The 23073-nt window shown below is 59.9% G+C and carries 22 protein-coding genes and 1 pseudogene; 17 read left to right on the top strand and 6 right to left on the bottom strand.

What is annotated here, in order from left to right:
• Positions 1 to 54: 54 nt before the first annotated feature.
• From coaBC to argB, 4 genes and pseudogenes are all read left to right on the top strand, one after another.
• Positions 55 to 1263: a bifunctional phosphopantothenoylcysteine decarboxylase/phosphopantothenate--cysteine ligase CoaBC gene (gene coaBC / locus BLV61_RS16100; RefSeq protein WP_090326620.1), complete on the top strand. Its 1209-nt coding sequence runs from the start codon at positions 55 to 57 to the stop codon at positions 1261 to 1263.
• Positions 1264 to 1268: 5 nt separating this feature from the next.
• Positions 1269 to 1724: a dUTP diphosphatase gene (dut, locus tag BLV61_RS16095; protein ID WP_047535088.1), complete on the top strand. Its 456-nt coding sequence runs from the start codon at positions 1269 to 1271 to the stop codon at positions 1722 to 1724.
• A 231-nt stretch (positions 1725 to 1955) separates the two neighbouring features.
• A pseudogene (locus tag BLV61_RS16090) lies at positions 1956 to 3359 on the top strand (phosphomannomutase/phosphoglucomutase); the annotation flags it as partial.
• Between the two features lie 24 nt (positions 3360 to 3383).
• Positions 3384 to 4289 (top strand): acetylglutamate kinase, encoded by a 906-nt coding sequence (argB, locus tag BLV61_RS16085; RefSeq protein ID WP_047535093.1) that lies wholly within the window; start codon positions 3384 to 3386, stop codon positions 4287 to 4289.
• Positions 4290 to 4468: 179 nt separating this feature from the next.
• Here the strand turns inward: argB and pyrE are convergent, their stop codons facing one another.
• Positions 4469 to 5113, bottom strand: coding sequence for an orotate phosphoribosyltransferase (gene pyrE / locus BLV61_RS16080; RefSeq protein ID WP_047535097.1), 645 nt, complete (start codon positions 5111 to 5113; stop codon positions 4469 to 4471).
• Positions 5114 to 5194: 81 nt separating this feature from the next.
• Between pyrE and BLV61_RS16075 the strand changes: the two genes are divergently transcribed.
• Positions 5195 to 5974: an exodeoxyribonuclease III gene (locus BLV61_RS16075; protein WP_003176915.1), complete on the top strand. Its 780-nt coding sequence runs from the start codon at positions 5195 to 5197 to the stop codon at positions 5972 to 5974.
• 75 nt (positions 5975 to 6049) lie between these two features.
• On the opposite strand, the gene gltS is transcribed toward BLV61_RS16075, so the two are convergent.
• The 3 genes from gltS to rph all read right to left on the bottom strand — a co-directional run bounded on the left by gltS (position 6050) and on the right by rph (position 8807).
• The gene (gene gltS / locus BLV61_RS16070; protein ID WP_090466364.1) at positions 6050 to 7255 is read right to left on the bottom strand and encodes a sodium/glutamate symporter; all 1206 of its coding nucleotides are present in this window, start codon (positions 7253 to 7255) and stop codon (positions 6050 to 6052) included.
• Between the two features lie 431 nt (positions 7256 to 7686).
• The gene (locus BLV61_RS16065) at positions 7687 to 8055 is read right to left on the bottom strand and encodes a DUF4870 domain-containing protein (protein ID WP_047535107.1); all 369 of its coding nucleotides are present in this window, start codon (positions 8053 to 8055) and stop codon (positions 7687 to 7689) included.
• Between the two features lie 29 nt (positions 8056 to 8084).
• Positions 8085 to 8807, bottom strand: coding sequence for a ribonuclease PH (rph, locus tag BLV61_RS16060; RefSeq protein ID WP_047535109.1), 723 nt, complete (start codon positions 8805 to 8807; stop codon positions 8085 to 8087).
• 266 nt (positions 8808 to 9073) lie between these two features.
• Between rph and BLV61_RS16055 the strand changes: the two genes are divergently transcribed.
• The 6 genes from BLV61_RS16055 to BLV61_RS16030 all read left to right on the top strand — a co-directional run bounded on the left by BLV61_RS16055 (position 9074) and on the right by BLV61_RS16030 (position 14376).
• Complete coding sequence (locus tag BLV61_RS16055) at positions 9074 to 9937, top strand: YicC/YloC family endoribonuclease (protein ID WP_090466361.1); 864 nt, start codon at positions 9074 to 9076, stop codon at positions 9935 to 9937.
• Positions 9938 to 9949: 12 nt separating this feature from the next.
• Complete coding sequence (gmk, locus tag BLV61_RS16050; protein ID WP_047535114.1) at positions 9950 to 10570, top strand: guanylate kinase; 621 nt, start codon at positions 9950 to 9952, stop codon at positions 10568 to 10570.
• Between the two features lie 166 nt (positions 10571 to 10736).
• A complete protein-coding gene (gene rpoZ / locus BLV61_RS16045; RefSeq protein WP_007921129.1) occupies positions 10737 to 11000 on the top strand; it encodes a DNA-directed RNA polymerase subunit omega in 264 nt (87 codons plus the stop codon).
• A gap of 57 nt (positions 11001 to 11057) precedes the next feature.
• The gene (gene spoT / locus BLV61_RS16040) at positions 11058 to 13163 is read left to right on the top strand and encodes a bifunctional GTP diphosphokinase/guanosine-3',5'-bis pyrophosphate 3'-pyrophosphohydrolase (RefSeq protein ID WP_047535119.1); all 2106 of its coding nucleotides are present in this window, start codon (positions 11058 to 11060) and stop codon (positions 13161 to 13163) included.
• 24 nt (positions 13164 to 13187) lie between these two features.
• Complete coding sequence (locus BLV61_RS16035) at positions 13188 to 13568, top strand: RidA family protein (protein WP_003229509.1); 381 nt, start codon at positions 13188 to 13190, stop codon at positions 13566 to 13568.
• Positions 13569 to 13635: 67 nt separating this feature from the next.
• Complete coding sequence (locus BLV61_RS16030) at positions 13636 to 14376, top strand: hypothetical protein (protein WP_047535125.1); 741 nt, start codon at positions 13636 to 13638, stop codon at positions 14374 to 14376.
• Between the two features lie 64 nt (positions 14377 to 14440).
• Here BLV61_RS16030 and BLV61_RS16025 read toward each other — a convergent pair whose 3' ends face one another.
• Positions 14441 to 15298, bottom strand: a complete 858-nt coding sequence (locus BLV61_RS16025) for an SDR family oxidoreductase (protein WP_090466358.1) — start codon at positions 15296 to 15298, stop codon at positions 14441 to 14443.
• Positions 15299 to 15487: 189 nt separating this feature from the next.
• On the opposite strand from BLV61_RS16025, the gene exbB reads away from it, so the two are divergent.
• From exbB to BLV61_RS15995, 6 genes are all read left to right on the top strand, one after another.
• Positions 15488 to 16456 carry a tonB-system energizer ExbB gene (exbB, locus tag BLV61_RS16020; RefSeq protein WP_047535131.1) on the top strand — a complete coding sequence of 323 codons (969 nt, stop codon included), beginning with the start codon at positions 15488 to 15490 and terminating at the stop codon, positions 16454 to 16456.
• A gap of 6 nt (positions 16457 to 16462) precedes the next feature.
• Positions 16463 to 16891: a TonB system transport protein ExbD gene (exbD, locus tag BLV61_RS16015; RefSeq protein ID WP_047535134.1), complete on the top strand. Its 429-nt coding sequence runs from the start codon at positions 16463 to 16465 to the stop codon at positions 16889 to 16891.
• Entirely contained in the window at positions 16888 to 17637 is a 750-nt protein-coding gene (locus BLV61_RS16010; protein WP_090466354.1) for a TonB family protein, read from the top strand. Before exbD ends, BLV61_RS16010 begins: the two co-directional genes overlap by 4 nt.
• A gap of 240 nt (positions 17638 to 17877) precedes the next feature.
• Entirely contained in the window at positions 17878 to 18807 is a 930-nt protein-coding gene (locus tag BLV61_RS16005; RefSeq protein WP_047535140.1) for a hydrogen peroxide-inducible genes activator, read from the top strand.
• A gap of 9 nt (positions 18808 to 18816) precedes the next feature.
• Positions 18817 to 20892, top strand: coding sequence for an ATP-dependent DNA helicase RecG (recG, locus tag BLV61_RS16000; RefSeq protein ID WP_090466352.1), 2076 nt, complete (start codon positions 18817 to 18819; stop codon positions 20890 to 20892).
• A 79-nt stretch (positions 20893 to 20971) separates the two neighbouring features.
• A complete protein-coding gene (locus BLV61_RS15995) occupies positions 20972 to 22372 on the top strand; it encodes an aminoacyl-tRNA deacylase and HDOD domain-containing protein (RefSeq protein ID WP_090466349.1) in 1401 nt (466 codons plus the stop codon).
• Between the two features lie 96 nt (positions 22373 to 22468).
• Here BLV61_RS15995 and BLV61_RS15990 read toward each other — a convergent pair whose 3' ends face one another.
• Positions 22469 to 22858: a helicase gene (locus BLV61_RS15990; RefSeq protein WP_090466346.1), complete on the bottom strand. Its 390-nt coding sequence runs from the start codon at positions 22856 to 22858 to the stop codon at positions 22469 to 22471.
• Between the last annotated feature and the right edge of the window lie 215 nt (positions 22859 to 23073).

Here is a 23073-nt window from a genome sequence, read left to right as displayed (position 1 = left end):
TCCCTGGGGAGGGGGTATCGCCAAGCAGCCACCAACGAATTGAAAGGCAGACCTATGCAGCGGCTGTATCGGAAACGCATCGTTCTGGGCGTCGGCGGCGGTATCGCTGCCTATAAAAGCGCCGATCTGGTTCGCCGCCTGATGGACCAGGGCGCCGAAGTGCGCGTAGTCATGACCCGTGGCGGCGCCGAGTTCATCACCCCGCTGACCATGCAGGCCCTGTCCGGGCACCCGGTTCACCTGGATCTGCTGGACCCGGCAGCCGAAGCCGCCATGGGTCACATCGAACTGGCGAAATGGGCCGATCTGGTGTTGATCGCGCCGGCCACCGCCGACCTGATCGCTCGTCTTGCCCAAGGCATTGCCGATGACTTGCTGACCACGCTGGTGCTGGCCACCGACGCGGTCGTCGCCGTCGCCCCGGCGATGAACCAGGCCATGTGGCGCGATCCGGCGACCCAGGCCAACCTGCAAACCCTCGAAAGTCGCGACCTGAAAGTCTTTGGCCCAGCCTCTGGCAGCCAGGCCTGCGGCGACGTCGGCCTGGGCCGCATGCTCGAAGCCACCGATCTGGCCCAGTGCGCCGCCGACTGCTTCCAGCGCCAGGCGCTGACCGGCAAACACGTGCTGATCACCGCTGGCCCGACCCAGGAAAACATCGACCCGGTGCGCTACATCACCAACCACAGCTCCGGGAAAATGGGTTTCGCCCTCGCTGAAGCAGCTGTTGAAGCCGGCGCTCGGGTGACGCTGATCACCGGCCCCGTGCATTTGCCGACCCCGGACCGTGTCACACGCATCGACGTGGTCAGTGCCCGTGACATGCTTGCCGCCTGCGAAGCTGCGATCCCCTGCGACCTGTTCATCGCCTCTGCCGCAGTTGCGGACTACCGCCCGGAAGTAGTCGCGCCACAAAAACTTAAGAAAGATCCTACGAACGGCGACGGCTTGTTGCTGCAAATGGTGCGCAACCCGGACATCCTGGCCAGCATCGCGACACGCCCCGACCGTCCGTTCAGTGTCGGTTTCGCCGCTGAAACCGAACACCTGCTCGATTACGCTGCCCGCAAGCTGAAAGACAAGAACCTCGATTTGATCGTCGCCAACGACGTCGCCAACCCGAGCATTGGCTTCAACAGCGAAGAAAACGCCTGCAGTGTGATCGACCGCGAGCTTCACGCCACACTTTTCGCCCAGACCAGCAAGAGCAAGATTGCTCGTCAGCTGATCACTTTTATCGCCGAACGTCTGAACCAGGTTTAATTTACATGCACGCTTTGCAAGCCAAGATCCTCGACCCCCGCATCGGTACCGAATTTCCGTTGCCGCAATACGCCACACCGGGCTCCGCCGGCCTCGACCTGCGCGCCATGCTGGAGCAGGACATCGTGATCAAACCGGGTGAAACCGTGCTGATCCCTACCGGCCTGTCGGTGTACATCGGCGATCCGAACCTCGCCGCGCTGATCCTGCCGCGCTCCGGCCTGGGCCATAAGCACGGTATCGTGCTGGGCAACCTGGTGGGTCTGATCGACTCTGATTACCAGGGCCCGCTGATGGTTTCTTGCTGGAACCGTGGCCAGACCGACTTCACCATGGCGGTGGGCGAGCGGCTGGCGCAACTGGTGCTGGTACCGGTGGTGCAGGCACATTTCGAGATGGTCGAAGAGTTCGTCGAGACCCAGCGCGGCACTGGCGGTTTCGGTCATTCCGGTAGCCATTGATCCGATAGAGGATCTCTGTGGCGAGGAAGCGCTCTCGCCACGGATTTCGAACGGCCCCAACAGTAAGGTTGTCCGCCCAAAATCAAGGCATTGGCCAACCCGTTAGCCGCTGACTTCGGCAAGATGGCCTTTTCGCACCACGAACTCTCTGTGGAAAACGCCGTCATACCCTTCAGTTTGAGTCTGCCGAGTCACTCGCAGGCAGGTCCAACCACATTCGAGATGGAGTTTCCCCAGATGAGCACCCCGGCCCAAATTGCCCCCAAGTTCCCAGACAGCATCTTCCGCGCCTATGACATTCGCGGCACAGTCCCGGAATTTCTGAACGCAGAAACGGCCTACTGGCTCGGTCGCGCCATCGGTGCACAGAGCCTCGCGCAGGGCGAACCCAACGTATCCGTTGGCCGTGACGGTCGCCTGTCCGGCCCGGAGCTGGTGGAAAAATTGATTCAAGGCTTGGCCGAAAGCGGTTGCCACGTCAGCGACGTTGGCCTGGTGCCGACGCCAGCGCTGTACTACGCCGCCAACATCCTGGCCGGCAAATCCGGCGTGATGCTTACCGGCAGCCACAACCCTTCGAACTACAACGGTTTCAAGATCGTCATCGCCGGCGATACCTTGGCCAACGAACAGATCCAGGCCCTGCACGACCGCCTCAAAAACAACGACCTGAGCAGCGGCAAGGGCAGCATCACCAAAGTCGAGATCCTCGACCGTTACACCACCGAAATCGTCCAGGACGTCAAACTGGCCCGTCGCCTGAAAGTGGTCGTGGACTGCGGCAATGGCGCGGCCGGTGTGATCGCTCCGCAATTGATCGAAGCGTTGAACTGCGAAGTCATTCCGTTGTTCTGCGAAGTCGACGGCAACTTCCCGAACCACCACCCGGATCCGGGCAAACCTGAAAACCTCGTTGACCTGATCGCCAAGGTCAAGGAAACCAACGCGGATATCGGCCTGGCCTTCGACGGCGATGGCGATCGCGTCGGCGTCGTGACCAACACGGGCAGCATCGTCTATCCGGACCGCCTGCTGATGCTGTTCGCCCGCGACGTAGTGGCACGCAACCCGGACGCGGAAATCATCTTCGACGTCAAATGCACCCGTCGCCTGATCCCGCTGATCAAGGAGTACGGCGGCCGTCCGCTGATGTGGAAGACCGGTCACTCGCTGATCAAAAAGAAAATGAAACAATCCGGTGCCCTGCTGGCTGGCGAAATGAGCGGGCACATCTTCTTCAAGGAGCGCTGGTTCGGTTTCGACGACGGCATTTACAGCGCCGCACGGCTGCTGGAGATCCTCAGCAAGGAAAAATCATCGGCCGAAGAGCTGTTCGCGACCTTCCCGAATGATATTTCTACGCCGGAAATCAATATCCATGTGACCGAAGAGAGCAAATTCAGCATCATTGATGCACTGCACGACGCGCAATGGGGCGCAGGCGCCGACCTGACCACCATTGACGGCGTGCGAGTCGACTATGCCAAAGGCTGGGGCCTGGTTCGCGCATCCAACACCACACCGGTGCTGGTGCTGCGTTTCGAGGCCGATGACGAGGCTGAATTGCAGCGCATCAAGGACGTCTTCAAAGTCCAACTGAAGCGTGTTGCACCTGATCTCCAACTACCGTTTTGATTTATTGAAGCACCGGAGCCCTGAATGACCCTCGAACGCGAAGCCGCCGCCAACACCGCCAAGGTCCTGTCCGAAGCACTGCCCTACATTCGCCGTTATGTCGGCAAGACGCTGGTGATCAAATACGGCGGCAACGCGATGGAAAGCGAGGAGCTGAAAACCGGCTTCGCCCGCGACATCGTGCTGATGAAAGCCGTGGGCATCAACCCGGTGGTCGTTCACGGCGGCGGTCCGCAAATCGGTGATTTGCTCAAGCGCCTGTCGATCGAAAGCCATTTCGTCGATGGCATGCGCGTCACCGACGCTGCGACCATGGACGTTGTGGAAATGGTTCTCGGTGGCCAGGTCAACAAGGACATCGTCAACCTGATCAACCGCCATGGCGGCAGCGCCATCGGCCTGACCGGTAAAGACGCTGGGCTGATCCGCGCGAAGAAGCTCACCGTCACTCGCCAGACGCCGGAGATGACCCAACCGGAAATCATCGACATCGGCCAGGTGGGCGAAGTGGTCGGGATCAACACCGAACTGCTGAACCTGCTGGTCAAAGGCAACTTCATTCCGGTGATCGCGCCTATCGGCGTCGGTGAGAACGGCGAGTCTTACAACATCAACGCTGACCTGGTGGCCGGTAAAGTCGCCGAAGCGCTGAAAGCCGAGAAACTGATGCTGCTGACCAACATTGCCGGCCTGATGGACAAGTCGGGCAAGGTCCTGACCGGCCTGAGCACTCAGCAAGTCGACGACCTGATCGCCGATGGCACTATCTACGGCGGCATGTTGCCGAAGATCCGTTGCGCACTGGAAGCGGTTCAGGGCGGCGTCGGCAGCTCGCTGATCATCGACGGTCGCGTGCCGAATGCGATCCTGCTGGAAATCTTCACCGATACCGGTGTGGGCACCTTGATCAGCAATCGCAAGCGTCACTAAGCGATAGCGCAAATAAAAAGACCCTGCTCAGCCTGGCTGAGCGGGGTCTTTTTTATTCCACAATCCCTGTAGGAGCGAGCTTGCTCGCGAAAGACGTCAACGATAACGCGGGGTGTCTGGCGAAAAGCGGCGCCCTGAAGGGCATCGCGAGCAAGCTCGCTCCTACAGGGGCATTGCAGTTAAACGCCGAACTGGGCGCGGTAAGCCTCTACCGCCGGCAAGTGCTGCTTGAGCTGTGGATCGTCGGCCAGGAATTCCAATACCTGATTCAGCGAAACGATGCTGATCACCGGAATGCCGAAGTCGCGCTCCACTTCCTGAATCGCCGACAGCTCGCCGTTGCCACGCTCCTGACGGTTCAGGGCAATCAACACGCCAGCGGCCTTGGCGCCTTCCTGAGACGCGATGATCTGCATCACTTCACGGATGGCGGTGCCAGCGGTGATCACGTCGTCAATGATCAGTACGTTACCGGTCAATGGCGCGCCGACCAGGCTGCCGCCTTCGCCGTGGGCCTTGGCTTCCTTGCGGTTGAAGCACCAGGGCAGGTCACGGTTGTGGTGCTCGGCCAACGCCACGGCGGTGGTCGCCGCCAACGGGATGCCTTTGTAGGCCGGACCGAACAGCACGTCGAAGGAAATACCGCTCTCGGCGATGGCCGCGGCGTAGAAACGCCCCAGCTGCGCCAGGGCAGCACCCGTATTGAACAGGCCCGCATTGAAGAAGTAGGGACTGGTACGCCCGGACTTCAGGGTGAACTCACCGAAGCGCAAAACGCCGCGATCGATGGCAAAACGAATGAAATCGCGTTGATACGCTTGCATGGAAAAACCCCAAATACCACGGATTTAGCTAATTAGCTTGACGCCGTGTATCATACACGCACGCGATTTTTGGGGCCATTTATGCGGATCATCAGTGTGAACGTCAATGGTATTCAGGCAGCAGTCGAGCGTGGTTTGCTCAGTTGGCTGCAAGCACAGAATGCCGACGTCATCTGCCTGCAGGACACCCGCGCCTCCGCCTTTGAACTGGACGATCCAGCCTTCCAACTGGATGGATACTTCCTTTATGCCTGCGATGCCGAAGTCCCCGCCCAAGGTGGCGTGGCTTTGTATTCGCGGCTGCAACCGAAGGCTGTCATCAGCGGTCTTGGTTTCGAGACGGCCGACCGCTACGGGCGCTACCTGCAAGCCGATTTCGACAAGGTCAGCATCGCGACCTTGCTGCTCCCTTCAGGGCAGAACGGCGATGAAGACTTGAACCAAAAGTTCAAGCTAATGGACGACTTCGCCCGTTATCTCGATAAACAGCGACGCAAACGTCGCGAGTACATTTATTGTGGCTCGTTGTACGTAGCGCAACAGAAGCTGGATATCAAGAACTGGCGCGACAGCCAGCAATCCCCGGGCTTCCTGGCACCTGAACGTGCCTGGATGGACGAGATTGTCGGCAACATGGGCTATGTCGATGCCCTGCGCGAAGTCAGCCGTGAAGGCGATCAGTACAGCTGGTGGCCGGATAACGAACAAGCCGAAATGCTCAACCTCGGTTGGCGTTTCGACTATCAGCTGCTGACCCCGGGCCTGCGTCGCTTCGTACGCAGTGCACGCTTGCCGCGCCAACCGCGCTTCTCGCAACATGCGCCGCTGATCGTGGACTATGACTGGACGCTGACCATCTAAGCGTTGTACCGAATGAAAAAATGCCCGTATCGCAAGATACGGGCATTTTTTTGATCATCGGCGGTGTTCGGCTCTTCAGGCAGCGGCGAAGATCGGCAACGCGAGGTACGACTTGATCACGATCACATTAATGATGTCGATGAAGAAAGCTCCCACCATCGGCACCACTAGAAATGCTATCTGCGAAGGACCGTAACGCTGAGTCACCGCTTGCATGTTAGCGATCGCCGTTGGCGTGGCGCCCAGCCCGAACCCGCAGTGTCCTGCCGCCAGCACTGCCGCATCATAGTTGCTGCCCATAACCCTGAAGGTCACGAACATCGCAAACAGCGCCATAACCAGCGTTTGCGCAGCCAGGATAATGAAAATGGGCAACGCCAGTGCAGCCAGGTCCCAAAGCTTGAGTGACATCAGCGCAATCGCCAGAAACAGCGACAAGCTGACATTACCCAGCACGGAAACTTCACGCTCAAACACCTGATACAAGCCAAGCGCTGAAAGCCCGTTGCGTAAAACCACACCCACGAACAAGACACAAACGAACGTTGGCAGCTCGAAGGCCGTGTCTTTCAGCAGGCCGTTCAGGAGTGAACCCACCAGCAAGCTGACCGCGATCAGGGCGAGCGTCTCGATAAACGAAAATGGCGTGATCGAGCGCTCTTTGTTCGGCTGCTCGAAGCCCTTTGGCATCCCTGGCTTCGCTTGCTCGAGACCGGGTACCTGGACACGGTTGATGAGCAGGCGAGCGACCGGTCCCCCAATCAATCCGCCCAGCACCAGGCCAAACGTTGCAGAAGCCATCGCAAGCTCGGAAGCAGAAGCCAGACCATACTTCTCACTGAACGTCGCGCTCCACGCAGCGCCTGTACCGTGCCCACCCGCTAGCGTAACGGAGCCTGTCAACAGGCCCATCAACGGATCGAGCCCCAACGCCGTTGCGAGACCGATGCCCATGGCATTCTGAACCACCAGAAGCCCGATGACCGCCAGTAGAAAAACCCCCACTACGCGCCCGCCTTTCTTCAAGCTGGCGAAGTCTGCACTCAAGCCAATGGTCGCAAAAAACGCCAACATCAAGGGTGTTTGCAGCGAGGTATCAAATCGAACTTCAATGTCCAGGCTTCGCAAGGCCAGAAGAACCAGAGCAACCAGCAGACCGCCTGCTACAGGCTCAGGGATGTTGTAGGTCCGTAAAAAACCAACGCGCGTGACAAGTCCGCGCCCCAGTAACAGCACCAGGGAGGCAGCCACAAGTGTTCCGTAAAAATCGAGCTGAAGCATTGTAATAATTCATTTACATATATTCAGGGGCGAACTTTTTACCTGGACTCGCCTCTTGAACAGGTTGATATATCAACACTGATTGATTGAGATTCAAGTACCGTCAATGGTTTGAATATATCGAAATATTTCTTGATAAATATTACTTGGCGCAACCTTATCAACCACCCAGCCCCATTGCCAAGCAGACAGGCCGTGCTAAGGCCTTGCAGTTGTGACTAAACGTGTAAGACGAATCCCTACAAGTGTGTGAGAAAATTTCTGCAGCGCCTGAATTTCGTAATGGCAACTGTTACACACAACTTGAAACATTCAGCTGTATTTAGAAAAGCCAAGACCCCGAAGTTGGTGCATTGACTTAAATCGGGAAAAACGACCGAGTAAAGTCGACTTTTCTGGAGAACAACTTGCGCCTGCAGGGGGCGGGTTGCTTATTTGATCAGGCGCCAGGTGAACGGATACCGATAAGGCACCCCTTCATTGGCCTTCACGCCGGCAATGATCGTCAGCACTAACGCACCGATCGCGATCAGACCAAACAGGAAGAACCCGATGATGACTACCATCAGCAGAAAACAAATGGCGGATGCAATAGCAACGGTAAGCTGAAAATTCAGCGCTTCCTTTCCCTGCGCATCGACAAACGGGTCCATCTCTCGCTTCATCTGCCAGAGAATCAACGGCCCGATCAGCGTACCGAACGGAATCCAGATCCCCAGCAAGGCGGACAAGTGACAAAACATCGCCCACTGCCGAGCCTCTTTGCTCGGGGTGGGAAGCAGTTGCTGTTCGTCACTCATGGCGTCCTCCTTGCCTTGGATCATTCCGGTTAGTCGGCCAGCGCAGCCTTTTGCAGGTCGAAGATTTCGTTCATGCCTTTCTTCGCCAGCTCGAGCATGGCGTTCAGCTCTTCAGGCTGGAACGGCGCGCCTTCGGCAGTGCCCTGGACTTCGATGAAGCCACCGGTACTGGTCATCACCACGTTCAGGTCGGTCTCGGCAGCCGAGTCTTCCAGGTAATCGAGGTCAAGCACTGGCTCGCCCTGATACATACCCACCGAAACGGCACCGATCATTTGCTTGAGCGGGTCACCGCCTTTGAGGCCGCCGCGCTTCTTGATCACTTTCAAGGCATCGACCAGCGCAACCATGGCGCCGGTGATGGACGCGGTGCGGGTGCCGCCGTCGGCCTGGATCACGTCGCAGTCGACGTACAGGGTAACGTCGCCCAGCTTGGACATGTCCAGTGCTGCGCGCAGGGAACGGCCGATCAGGCGCTGGATTTCCAGGGTACGGCCGCCTTGCTTGCCGCGACTCGCTTCACGCTGGTTACGCTCGCCGGTGGCACGCGGCAGCATGCCGTATTCGGCGGTCAACCAGCCTTGGCCCTGACCTTTGAGAAAACGCGGCACGCCGTTTTCCACGCTGACGGTGCAGATGACTTTGGTATCACCGAACTCGACCAGTACAGATCCCTCGGCGTGTTTGGTGTAGTTGCGGGTAATGCGGATCGAGCGGAGCTGATCGGCAGCGCGACCACTTGGACGTTTCATAAGGGATACCTGTACGGGGACGGAAAACTGCGGAGCATTATAGAGCCGACGGCCACCGCTGGGCACTTCTAAAAAAATCCTCCGACGACCGAAGGCTCTGAACAGCCCATCGCCGGAGCGTTGCAGCCATTTGTGACAGCCTGTGTTTGGGCGCATCCGCACCACTGCGCTACAATCCTGCGCCTTTGCTGCCAGTCGGCTTAAATTCATTGATATCGGATGACCGGAATCGCTGTTCCGGCCGATCTGCATTGCGAGGTACCTCCATGGTGCACAGCATGACCGCCTTCGCCCGCGTCGAGAAAGCCGGCGTTCAGGGCACCCTGAGCTGGGAACTGCGCTCGGTCAACAGCCGCTACCTGGAACCCCATTTGCGTCTGCCCGAGTCTTTTCGTGACCTCGAAGGCGCCGTTCGCGAAGCGCTGCGCCAGGGCGTGTCCCGAGGCAAGCTCGAATGCACCCTGCGCTTCACCGAAGAAAACACGGGCAAACCGCTGCAAGTCGATCAGGCGCGCGCCGCGCAATTGGTCGCCGCCGCCGAGACGATCGCCAGCCTGATCAAAAATCCGGCAGCGCTGAACCCCCTCGAAGTCCTGGCCTGGCCCGGCGTACTGGTAGGCGATGCCACCGACCCGCAAGCGCTGAACGCCGAAGCACTCGCACTGTTCAACCAGGGCCTGAAAGAACTCAAGGCCGGTCGCGAGCGCGAAGGCGCAGAGCTGGCGCGGTTGATCAACGAGCGCCTGACCTCCATTGAAGAAGACGTAGTGACCTTGCGCGAACTGGTCCCGCAGATGCTCGCCACCCAGCGCCAGAAAGTCCTCGACCGCTTCGCCGACATGAAGGCCGAGATGGACCCGCAGCGCCTGGAGCAGGAAATGGTCATGCTCGCGCAAAAAAGCGACGTCGCCGAAGAACTGGATCGCCTGAGCACTCACATCATCGAAGTTCGCCGGGTACTCAACTCCGGTGGCGCTGCCGGGCGGCGCCTGGATTTCCTGATGCAGGAACTCAACCGCGAAGCCAACACACTGGGCTCCAAAGCCTTCGACCCGCGCAGCACCCAGGCTGCGGTCAACCTCAAGGTGTTGATCGAGCAGATGCGCGAACAAGTGCAGAATATTGAGTAAGGCATTCCCGACATGACCCACAGCACCGGCACCCTGTACATTATTTCCGCCCCTTCAGGCGCGGGCAAAAGCAGCCTGGTCAAGGCCCTGACCGACGCCGATCCGGAGATCCGCGTCTCGATCTCCCACACCACCCGTGCCATGCGCCCCGGTGAAGTGAACGGCGTGAACTACCACTTCGTCGAACGCAGCGAGTTCGTGAAGATGATCGAGCACGGAGATTTCCTCGAGCGCGCCGAAGTCTTCGGCAACCTCTATGGCACCTCGCAAAGCCACCTGCAGCAGACCCTCGACGAAGGCCACGACCTGATCCTGGAAATCGACTGGCAGGGTGCCGAGCAAGTGCGTCAACTGATGCCCAAGGCCCGCTCGATCTTCATTCTGCCGCCATCGCTTCAGGCCCTGCACCAGCGCCTGACCAACCGTGGCCAGGACAGCGACGAGATCATCGACGGCCGGATGCGCGAAGCTGTTAGCGAAATGAGCCACTACGTCGACTACGACTACCTGATCATCAACGACGATTTCGCCCACGCATTGAACGACCTGAAGGCGATTTTCCGCGCCAATCAGCTGCAGCAGAAACGCCAACAACAGCGTTTTGGCAAGTTGCTGGCTGAATTGCTCGACTAATCAGCTCTTCCCAAAACCGCTGCAAGGGCTTTACATTGGCACTTGCAGCGCGTTGAAGGGCTTGGTCAAAAATCAGCGCTTCCCTAATCGCTGGTGATTTTTTAAACTGTTGAGTCCGCTCGCCCATCCGGGCAGCGCGCATATTGCATTTGCTACGAGGAAGACCATGGCCCGCGTAACCGTTGAAGACTGCCTAGAACACGTGGATAACCGCTTTGAGCTGGTCATGCTCTCTACCAAGCGTGCCCGTCAACTGGCCACCGGCGGCAAAGAGCCGAAAGTAGCCTGGGAAAACGACAAGCCTACCGTCGTCGCCCTGCGTGAAATCGCTGAAGGCCTGATCGACTACGCAGCTATCGCCGAAGCCGAAATCGTTGAAGATGAACCGCTTTTTGCTGCATTCGAGGACGAGTCCAACGAGGCCGTCTAAGCCTATGCCTGGTCGACGTAGCACGGCGCGGGAACACAGCTTGCGGCAGGAGTCATCATGCCGAGCATAGACGCCCTCGCCGATCGCTTATCGACCTACCTCGGCAAGGACCAGGTCAACCTGGTCCGCCGGGCGTATTTCTACGCCGAACAAGCCCACGACGGCCAACGCCGCCGCAGTGGCGAGGCGTACGTCACGCACCCTCTCGCGGTGGCGAATATTCTTGCCGAAATGCATATGGACCATCAGAGCCTGATGGCAGCCATGCTGCATGACGTGATCGAAGACACCGGTATCGCCAAGGAAGCACTGCAAGCGCAGTTCGGTGAAACCGTGGCCGAATTGGTCGACGGGGTCAGCAAACTGACCCAGATGAACTTCGAGACCAAAGCCGAAGCCCAGGCTGAAAACTTCCAGAAAATGGCCATGGCCATGGCACGCGACATTCGCGTGATCCTGGTCAAGCTGGCCGACCGCCTGCACAACATGCGCACGCTGGAAGTGCTGTCCGGCGAAAAACGCCGCCGCATCGCCAAGGAAACCCTGGAAATCTATGCGCCCATCGCCAATCGGCTGGGCATGCACGCCATCCGCATAGAATTCGAAGACCTCGGCTTCAAGGCCATGCACCCGATGCGTTCCGCGCGAATCTACCAGGCGGTCAAGCGCGCCCGGGGCAACCGCAAGGAAATCGTCAACAAGATCGAGGAATCCCTCAGCCACTGCCTGGCCATCGATGGCATTCAGGGCGAGGTCAGCGGTCGGCAGAAACACCTCTACGGCATCTACAAGAAAATGCGTGGCAAGCGCCGGGCCTTCAACGAGATCATGGACGTCTACGCGTTCCGGATCATCGTCGACAAGGTCGACACCTGCTACCGCGTCCTGGGCGCCGTGCATAATTTGTACAAACCGTTGCCGGGGCGCTTCAAGGATTACATCGCGATCCCCAAGGCCAACGGCTATCAGTCGCTGCACACGACGCTGTTCGGCATGCATGGCGTTCCGATCGAAATCCAGATCCGCACCCGCGAAATGGAAGAGATGGCCAACAACGGCATCGCCGCCCATTGGCTGTATAAATCCAGCGGCGACGAGCAGCCAAAAGGCACTCACGCCCGCGCGCGCCAATGGGTCAAAGGCGTGCTGGAGATGCAGCAGCGCGCCGGCAACTCGCTGGAATTCATCGAAAGCGTGAAGATCGACCTGTTCCCGGACGAGGTCTACGTGTTCACGCCCAAAGGCCGGATCATGGAGTTGCCCAAGGGCTCCACGGCAGTCGACTTCGCCTATGCAGTGCACACCGACGTCGGCAACAGCTGCATTGCCTGCCGGATCAACCGTCGACTCGCGCCGCTGTCCGAACCCCTGCAAAGCGGCTCCACGGTCGAAATCGTCAGTGCTCCGGGCGCGCGTCCGAACCCGGCGTGGCTCAACTTCGTGGTCACCGGCAAGGCGCGCACGCACATCCGCCATGCACTGAAACTGCAACGCCGCTCCGAGTCCATCAGCCTGGGCGAACGCCTGCTGAACAAAGTCCTCAACGGCTTCGACAGCACGCTGGAAAAAATCCCGGCCGAGCGCATCCAGGCGATGCTCACCGAGTATCGCCTCGAGCTGATCGAAGACCTGCTGGAAGACATCGGCCTGGGCAATCGCATGGCCTACGTCGTCGCCCGACGCCTGCTCGGCGAAGGCGAACAGCTGCCGAGCCCGGAAGGCCCACTGGCGATTCGCGGCACAGAAGGCCTGGTGCTCAGCTACGCCAAGTGCTGCACGCCGATCCCGGGCGACCCGATTGTCGGCCACCTGTCCGCGGGCAAAGGCATGGTCGTGCACCTGGACAACTGCCGCAACATCAGCGAAATCCGCCACAATCCGGAAAAATGCATCCAGCTCTCGTGGGCCAAGGATGTCACCGGCGAATTCAATGTCGAACTGCGCGTCGAGCTGGAACACCAGCGTGGCCTGATCGCCCTGCTGGCCAGCAGCGTCAACGCGGCCGATGGCAACATCGAAAAAATCAGCATGGACGAACGCGATGGTCGCATCAGCGTGGTCCAACTGGTGGTCAGCGTGCACGACCGCGTGCACCTGGCCCGCGTGATCAAGAAACTGCGCGCCCTGACCGGAGTGATCCGCATCACCCGGATGCGCGCCTAAGCCACCCATTACAAGGAGTCATCAATGACCAAGACCGTTATCACCAGCGACAAGGCCCCGGCCGCCATCGGTACTTACTCCCAGGCGATCAAGGCTGGCAACACCGTTTACATGTCGGGTCAGATTCCTCTGGACCCAAAAACCATGGAACTGGTTGAAGGCTTCGAAGCCCAGACCGTCCAGGTCTTCGAGAACCTCAAGGCCGTGGCTGAAGCCGCCGGTGGTTCGTTCAAGGACATCGTCAAGCTGAACATCTTCCTCACCGACCTGAGCCACTTCGCCAAGGTCAACGAGATCATGGGCAAGTACTTCGACCAACCGTACCCAGCCCGCGCCGCCATTGGCGTAGCTGCCCTGCCAAAGGGTTCGCAGGTTGAAATGGATGCCATTCTGGTCATCGAGTAATGCGTCCGGCGCAGCCTCTGGCTGCGCCGACTGCTCTGCTGTAAGGAAAGCTTGATAGGATTCCACCATGCGCAAAGCGCTTGCTCTCTCGCTGCTCGCCCTGTTCTTGGGCGGTTGTGCCAGCAACCCTGCCGACCGTGATATCAGCGGCACCTGGATCAATCAGGCGGCGATCGATACTGCATCCAAAGGCGTCCCCCTGCGTGAGGCGCTCCAGACCTATGGCCCGAACCTGGAATGGAACGTCAACACCAAGGCCGGTCAGGCCCGCTACACCAATGGCTTTGAAAATGTCGAAGGCAAGATGCTGGGCGAAGAGTCCGGCGCCTGGAAAATCGACTTTTATGGCAGCTCGGCCAGCGAGTTGAAACGTGACGGCAAGCAACTTAGCCAGTCCGCCAGCGACAACGAGCCGGCGCAAGTCTTCGACCGCGCACTGATCCCGGTACCGGAGGGCGCACCGATTGGCGCCAGCTTCGAACGCGCGCTGTATTCGGCTTACATGGGCGGTAGCTGGAAAATCGTCAGCGGTCCGGGTGAAGGCAATACCGTGCAGTTCCAGGCCGACGGCCAGGTGACCGGTTTGCCGAACACTGATCGCTACGCACTGTGCCTGGCTGGCGATTGTGCGTCGATGAGCGGCGGCAATGACAACATGTGGCTGCAACTCAACGGGCAAGGAAATGCGTGGATCTTTACCCGTAAAGGCAAAGAACTGGAAATCTTCCAGACCGTGAACACCGCACAGGCAGACGAGATGCCTTCGTTCACACCGGGTGATCGCAAGTGGCTGCTCGAGAAGCAGTAAGTCATACAAAAATATTGTGGGAGCGAGCTGGCTCGCTCCCACAGGTGTTTGTGGTGCCTGAACGTCAGCAGCGCCCATCGATAATCGCTGCATACCCTTCGCGAAAACTCGGATACTTCGGCGCCCAGCCCAAGGCTTTTGCCCGGGCATTACTGCAGCGCTTGCTCCCGGTGCGGCGCACGCTGGCATCGTCGGCCCATTCGGTCACACCCAGATACTCGCGCAACCAACCCACCACATCCGCCAACGCTGCGGGCGCGTCATCGACGCCGATATAGACATCCTCCAACGCCACGCCACGTCGAGCGGCCTCAAGCAAAAACGCCATCAACCCTGCAGCGTCATCGGCATGGATCCGATTGGCATACAACGGCGGATCGACCGCCACGCGATAGCCTCGGCGCACCTGGGTCAGCAACCACTCGCGGCCCGGACCATAAATACCGGTCAACCGCACAATACTGGCCGGGATGCCACTCTTAAGGGCAATCTGCTCGGCTTCGAGCATCACGCGACCGGAATAGCCCGCCGCCACCGCTGGCGAAGTCTCGTCAACCCACTCGCCCTCCTGCTGCCCATAAACACTGCTGCTGGAAACGAACAACAAGCGTTCAGGAACCTGCCCATAGTCGTCCAACCAGCCCAGAACGTGTTGCAAGCCCTGGACATAAGCAGCCCGGTAGCCGGCTTCATCGTGATCGGTAGCGGCCGCGCAATACACCAGGTAGTCCACGGCACCGATTGGCCAGGTGGCCGGACAGTCCTCATTGAACAAGTCGCCCGCAACGCCGATGACACCCTCGGGCAAACGTGAAATGTCACGCCGCAGGCCATGAACCTCCCACCCCAAAGCCAACAATTGCGTGGCCAGACGACTGCCGACATCACCGCAACCGGCGATCAGAACAGAAGGTGCGGACATCAAAAAAACTCCTCTCGGAAACGGATAAGCTAGCGCCGACAGTGGACGAGCGGTTAGCAATGCAGGAAAAAAAAGACTCTATCGCTTTTGTTAACAAGAATTAATTGCAATAATGCACGCCACTTTGTTCTCGGCCTCACGAGGCCTGGAAGAACATTAATCGAATTTTCCTCTCAGGTCCGGCCCAGCATGACATGTAATCAACTCTCCGCTTTGCCAACCAAACGACCTCGCGCCTGGAGCGCGGTGGCCGCCCTGCTGTTCAGCCTGATGCTGGCGCCTGCCGCCGCGTTCGCTGATGCGCAAGCGCCGGCCACTCCGACCTCCGCCACCGCACCGGCTCCAGCCGATCACACCGCCCCGGTTGTCACTCCGGTCGCCAACGACCCAGCGCAGACACAAGCGATCGCCGGCGAAGACGCTCCCGAAGTACTCGAAGCCGACAACACCCTGGGCATGGCCCACGACCTGTCGCCGTGGGGCATGTACAAAAACGCCGACATCATCGTGAAAATCGTGATGATCGGCCTGGCCATCGCTTCGATCATCACCTGGACCATCTGGATCGCCAAAGGCCTGGAGCTGATGGGCGCCAAGCGCCGTCTGCGCAGTGAAATCGCCCAGCTGAAAAAATCTGCCTCGCTCAAGGAAGCCAGCGTCGCGGCGGCGAAGGAAGGTACCCTCGCCAATCTGTTGGTGCACGACGCTCTCGAAGAGATGCGCCTGTCGGTTAACAGTCGCGAAAAAGAAGGCATCAAGGAACGCGTCAGCTTCCGCCTCGAACGCCTGGTGGCGGCCTGCGGTCGCAACATGAGCAGCGGCACCGGCGTGCTTGCCACCATCGGTTCAACGGCGCCATTCGTGGGCCTGTTCGGTACCGTATGGGGCATCATGAACAGCTTTATCGGCATCGCCAAAACCCAGACCACCAACCTCGCCGTCGTGGCTCCCGGCATTGCCGAGGCCTTGCTGGCCACCGCCCTGGGGCTGGTCGCAGCGATTCCAGCGGTCGTGATCTACAACGTGTTTGCCCGCTCCATCGCCGGCTACAAGGCTCAGGTGTCCGACGCGTCGGCACAGGTGCTGCTGCTGGTCAGCCGCGACCTCGACCACCAGCCCGAGCGCAGCTCGCAACCGCACATGGTGAAAGTGGGGTAATCGGCCATGGGCCTGCATTTGAAAGAAGGCGCAGACGACGATCTGGCCGAGAATCACGAAATCAACGTCACGCCGTTCATCGACGTGATGCTGGTGCTGTTGATCATCTTCATGGTGGCGGCACCGTTGGCCACTGTGGACATCAAAGTCGATCTGCCCGCGTCCACCGCCAAACCGGCGCCGCGGCCGGAAAAACCGGTGTTCCTCAGCGTCAAGGCTGACCAACGCCTGTTCCTCGGCGAAGATGAAGTGAAGGCCGAAGCACTCGGCGCTACGCTCGACGCCAAGACCCAGGGCAAGAAAGACACGACGATCTTCTTCCAGGCCGATAAAGGCGTGGATTACGGCGACCTCATGAGCGTGATGGACACCCTGCGCTCCGCCGGTTACCTGAAGGTGGGTCTGGTCGGTCTCGAGTCGGCAGTCAAGAAATGATCACGACGCGCCAAAAGCTGACGCGATATGGCGGTAGCCTGGCCGTGGTGCTGGGCGTTCATGCGCTGGCCATCGCGCTGGCCGTGAACTGGACCGCCCGCCCGCCCATCGAATTGCCGCCCCAGGCAATGATGGTCGAGCTGGCGCCGCTTCCCGCCCCGCCACCGCCTGCACCGCCAAAGGTCGTCACACCGCCACAGCCACCGGCCCCGGTAGAGGAACTGCCGATACCGAAACTCGCCGAAGCGCCGAAGGCGGAAATCGCGGTGCCCAAACCGGTCAAACCCAAGCCGAAGCCTCAACCGCCCAAGCCTGTGGAGAAAAAACCGGAACCACCGAAGGAAAAGCCGTCCGAAGCAAAACCGAGCGAAGAACCACCAACGCCGGCACCAACGGAGAAATCCGCTCAGCCCGCTCCTGGGCCATCGGCAGCTCAACTAGCGGCCAAGGCCAGTTGGGAAGGCACCTTGCTGGCGCACCTGCAAAAGTACAAAAAGTACCCGCCCAGTGCACAGGCACGGGGAAAGGAAGGCATTAACCGCCTGCGTTTCGTGGTGGATGCCGAAGGCAACGTCCTGTCATTCGAGTTGGTGGGCGCCTCAGGCACTGCCGATCTGGACAGGGCGACCCTGGACATGATCCGCCGTGCTCAGCCGCTGCCAAAACCTCCGGCCGAGATGCTCAAAAATGGCTCCATCGAAATTGTTGCACCCTTTGTTTACTCGTTAGACAAACGCCGACGCTGATTAATGTGGGAGCGGGCTTGCTCGCGATTGCTGCCGGACATCCAACATCATCGTTGACTGTTGCACCGCTATCGCGAGCAAGCTCGCTCCACCATGCGAAAGGCACCGAAAAGGTGCCTTTCGCCTATCTGGAAACGGCAAACGTGCATTACCCGGTGTCACTCAGCACATACTGTCTGATAACGTGCGTCTATCGATTGCAAGCGTTATGCTTGGCCCGCAACTTCATGGACGCTTGCTATGACTCTTACAGAATTACGCTACATCGTTACCCTCGCCCAAGAGCAGCACTTTGGCCACGCGGCCGAGCGTTGCCACGTCAGCCAGCCGACCCTTTCGGTAGGCGTGAAAAAGCTCGAAGACGAACTCGGTGTGCTGATTTTCGAGCGCAGCAAAAGCGCCGTGCGCCTGACCCCGGTTGGTGAAGGCATCGTGGCCCAGGCACAGAAAGTCCTGGAACAGGCCCAAGGCATTCGCGAACTGGCACAAGCCGGCAAGAACCAGCTGACCGCCCCGCTGAAAGTCGGCGCGATCTACACCGTCGGCCCGTATCTGTTCCCGCACCTGATCCCGCAACTGCACCGGGTTGCCCCGCAGATGCCGTTGTACATCGAAGAAAACTTCACCCACATCCTGCGTGACAAGCTGCGCAACGGCGAGCTCGACGCGATCATCATCGCCCTGCCGTTCAATGAAGCCGACGTCCTGACCCTGCAACTCTACGACGAGCCGTTCTACGTCCTGATGCCGGCGCAGCACCCATGGACGCAAAAAGAATCCATCGACGCCAGCCTGCTCAATGACAAGAGCCTGCTGTTGCTCGGCGAAGGCCACTGCTTCCGCGATCAAGTGCTGGAAGCCTGCCCGACCCTGACCAAAGGTAACGACGGCGCCAAACACACCACCGTGGAATCCAGCTCGCTGGAAACCATCCGCCACATGGTTGCCTCCGGCCTCGGGATTTCGATCCTGCCGCTGTCGGCCGTCGACAGCCATCACTACGCCCCTGGCGTGATCGAAGTTCGGCCGTTGTCGGCGCCGGTACCGTTTCGCACCGTGGCCATCGCCTGGCGTGCGAGCTTCCCGCGTCCGAAAGCCATTGAAATCCTCGCTGACTCCATTCGCCTGTGCTCGGTGGCCAAGCCATCCGCACCGGTGGTGGCCGGCTAAGCAAGCGTCATGACCGAGTTGTCGCAAGTGTCGGTGACGGCACTCAAGGGTGTCGGCGAAGCCATGGCCGAGAAACTGGCCAAGGTCGGCCTGGAAAATCTCCAGGACGTCCTGTTTCACCTGCCATTGCGGTACCAGGATCGCACGCGCGTAGTCCCGATTGGTGCGTTGCGCCCGGGGCAGGACGCTGTGATCGAAGGCACGGTCAGCGGCGCCGACGTGGTCATGGGCCGACGCCGCAGCCTGGTGGTGCGCCTGCAGGACGGCACCGGCGGACTCAGTCTGCGCTTCTACCATTTCAGCAACGCCCAGAAAGAAGGCCTCAAGCGCGGCACGCGAATTCGCTGCTACGGCGAAGCGCGACCCGGTGCGTCGGGTCTGGAAATCTACCACCCGGAATACCGCGCCATTTCCGGCGACGAGCCGCCGCCGGTGGACGAAACCCTGACGCCGGTGTACCCGCTCACCGAAGGCCTGACGCAACAGCGCTTGCGCCAACTGTGCATGCAGACTCTGACGTTACTCGGCCCCACCAGCCTGCCCGACTGGCTGCCGACCGAACTCGCCCGCGACTATCAATTGGCACCGCTGGCCGATGCGATCCGCTACCTGCATCATCCGCCGGCCGATGCCGATGTCGACGAACTCGCCCTCGGCCACCACTGGGCCCAGCACCGCCTGGCCTTCGAAGAACTGCTGACCCATCAACTGTCCCAGCAACGCCTGCGCGAGAGCATGCGTTCGCTGCGCGCACCGGCCATGCCCAAAGCCACGAAGCTACCGGCCCAATACCTGGCCAACCTCGGCTTCAGCCCCACGGGTGCACAGCGCCGGGTGGGCAACGAAATCGCCTACGATCTCAGTCAACACGAGCCGATGCTGCGCTTGATTCAAGGTGACGTCGGCGCGGGCAAGACCGTGGTCGCGGCGCTGGCTGCATTGCAAGCATTGGAGGCTGGTTATCAGGTCGCTCTGATGGCGCCCACCGAAATTCTCGCCGAGCAGCACTTCATTACCTTCAAGCGCTGGCTAGAACCCTTGGGCATCGAAGTCGCGTGGCTGGCCGGCAAGCTCAAGGGCAAAAACCGCGTGGCCGCGCTGGAGCAAATCGCCAATGGCACGCCGATGGTGGTCGGCACCCATGCGCTGTTTCAGGACGAGGTGCAGTTCAAGAACCTGGCACTGGTGATCATCGACGAGCAACACCGCTTTGGTGTGCAACAGCGCCTGGCGTTACGCCAGAAAGGTGTCGGCGGGCGCATGTGTCCGCATCAGCTGATCATGACTGCGACACCTATCCCGCGCACGCTGGCCATGAGTGCCTACGCCGACCTCGACACCTCGATCCTCGACGAATTGCCGCCCGGCCGAACCCCGGTGAACACGGTGCTGATCACCGACACCCGGCGCGTCGAAGTCATCGAACGGGTGCGCGGCGCCTGTGCCGAAGGTCGACAGGCCTATTGGGTGTGCACGCTGATCGAAGAGTCGGAAGAGCTGACCTGCCAGGCCGCCGAAACCACTTATGAAGACCTCACCGCCGCGCTCGGCGAGCTGAAAGTCGGGCTGATTCACGGGCGCATGAAGCCTGCCGAAAAAGCAGCCGTGATGGCCGAGTTCAAGGCCGGTAACCTGCAACTGCTGGTCGCCACTACCGTGATCGAAGTGGGCGTTGACGTGCCCAACGCCAGCCTGATGATCATCGAAAATCCGGAACGTCTTGGCCTGGCGCAACTGCACCAGTTGCGCGGTCGCGTCGGGCGGGGCAGCGCCGTCAGCCATTGCGTATTGCTCTACCATCCACCGCTGTCGCAGGTCGGACGCCAGCGACTGGGCATCATGCGCGAAACCAATGACGGATTCGTCATCGCCGAAAAAGACCTCGAACTGCGCGGCCCCGGTGAAATGCTCGGCACGCGGCAGACCGGCCTGCTTCAATTCAAAGTCGCCGACCTGATGCGCGATGCCGACCTGCTGCCGGCGGTGCGCGATGCCGCTCAGGCCTTGCTCGAACGCTGGCCCGATCACGTCAGCCCATTACTTGATCGTTGGTTGCGTCATGGGCAGCAATACGGCCAAGTGTGAGCACCGTCTCAGTTTCTGAGCGATGGGTTCAAGCAAGCTGGTTATACTCCTGCCAATTGTTTTAAAACGGATACAGACCATGACCGAAGTTGCCCTCGCACCCGCTACCCCGCACGCGCCGTCGGTCATTCGGCTGTTGCTGGGCAAAATGGGCATTGCCTACAAGGAAGTCCTCGACCACCACGGTCTGAACCCCGCGCGCAAAGTTCAAGCTGCGCTGCTTGATGACGCCGTCGGTGCGCTGATGGTGTTGTTCCCGCAAAGCCAATTGCTGGACCTCAATCGCCTCACCGAACTCACCGGCCGCCGCCTCACTGCGGTGCCGACCGAGCGCCTGGAAAAGATGCTCGGCAAACATAACCTGAGCCTGTTGCCCGGCCTGCCGGCACTGACCAGCTCACCGTGCCTGTACGACGAAAGCCTGCTGCATGAGCCGATCGTGCTGGTCAACTCCGGTGAGCCTGGCGTACTGCTGGAAATCACCAGCGATGCCTTCAAATCCATGCTGAATAAAGCCAGCGCCGCTAACTTCGGCGAAGCGCTGACCAGCATCCGCCCGAACCTCGACCGCCCCGACGACGACCGCGAGGAAATCACCCAGGCCGTCCAAGCGTTCACCGCGCGGCGCATCCAGCAACGCCTGGAAGCGACCATCGAAATTCCGCCGCTGGCCGAGACCGCGCAAAAGATCATCAAACTGCGCGTCGACCCCAACGCTACCATCGACGACATCACCGGCGTGGTCGAGACTGACCCGGCGCTGGCGGCGCAAGTGGTGAGCTGGGCGGCGTCGCCGTACTACGCTTCGCCCGGCAAGATCCGTTCGGTGGAAGACGCCATCGTGCGCGTGCTGGGTTTCGACCTAGTGATCAACCTGGCGCTGGGCCTGGCCCTGGGCAAAACCCTGAGCCTGCCCAAGGACCACCCGCAACACAGCACGCCTTACTGGCAGCAATCGATCTACACCGCCGCCGTCATCGAAGGCCTGACCCGCGCCATGCCGCGCGCCCAGCGTCCGGAAGCCGGCCTGACCTATCTGGCCGGCCTACTGCACAACTTCGGCTACCTGCTGCTGGCCCACGTGTTCCCGCCGCACTTCTCGCTGATCTGTCGCCACCTGGAGGTCAACCCGCATCTGTGCCACAGCTACATCGAGCAACACTTGCTGGGCATCAGCCGCGAACAGATCGGCGCATGGCTGATGCGTTACTGGGACATGCCCGATGAACTGGCCACCGCGCTGCGCTTCCAGCACGACCCCCATTACGACGGCGACTACGCCGAGTACCCGAACCTGGTGTGCCTGAGCGTGCGCTTGCTGCGTAGCCGCGGCATTGGTTCCGGCCCCGACGAAGACATCCCCGATGCCCTGCTCGAACGCCTGGGCCTGACTCGCGACAAGGCCGACGACGTGGTCAGCAAAGTCCTTGAAGCCGAAGTATTGCTGCGCGAACTTGCTTCGCAATTCACTCAGGGCTGAAAGCATCGCGGGCAAGCCACGCCCCCACAGGATTTAGGTGATCCCTGTGGGAGCGGGCTTGCCCGCGATGGATTCAACTCGGTCTGACTGACCCACTCAAACCTTGGCAGTAGCCTTGGCCTTCTTCGGCTTCAAATACTTGGTCAACCCCTGGAACCAGATCACCAGCGCCGGGTTGCCCTTGATCTGAATCGACTTGTCCTGAATACCCGTCATGAACGCCAACTGCTTGTTCTTCGCCTGCATCGTGGCAAAGCCATACGCCGCGTCTTTAAAGGCAATGGCAAACGCAGGCTCGGCATACACACCGGCCTTGCTGGTAATGCGCTGATCCTTCACCCGGAAATGCCGCGCCACTTTCCCGTCCAGGGTCTGCAGCTGAAACACCAACTCCTTGTCGCCCAACTGCTGCTGAAACGCAGGATTGGTCCGACTGGCCTTGCCCATCAACAAACCCAGCATCCACAGCAGAAAACGAAATTTCATGCGCAAGCCTCAAAAAGAAAATGAACGGCCGGGGCAGTTTAACGGCTTCAAGCCATAACGCCAGTATCCAGTTTCATTAGGAGGAGATCATAACCATTAGCGGCACGATGACTACCAAGTCACAATTATTAAAGCCTTCTGCCAGACCACTCGCCACGTCATTCCCACACCAAACGAAACACATTCTGTAGGAGCCGGCTTGCCGGCGATGACCT

Source organism: Pseudomonas mohnii (assembly GCF_900105115.1).
Lineage (GTDB): Bacteria > Pseudomonadota > Gammaproteobacteria > Pseudomonadales > Pseudomonadaceae > Aquipseudomonas > Aquipseudomonas mohnii.
This window is presented reverse-complemented; position numbering and strand designations above follow the sequence as displayed.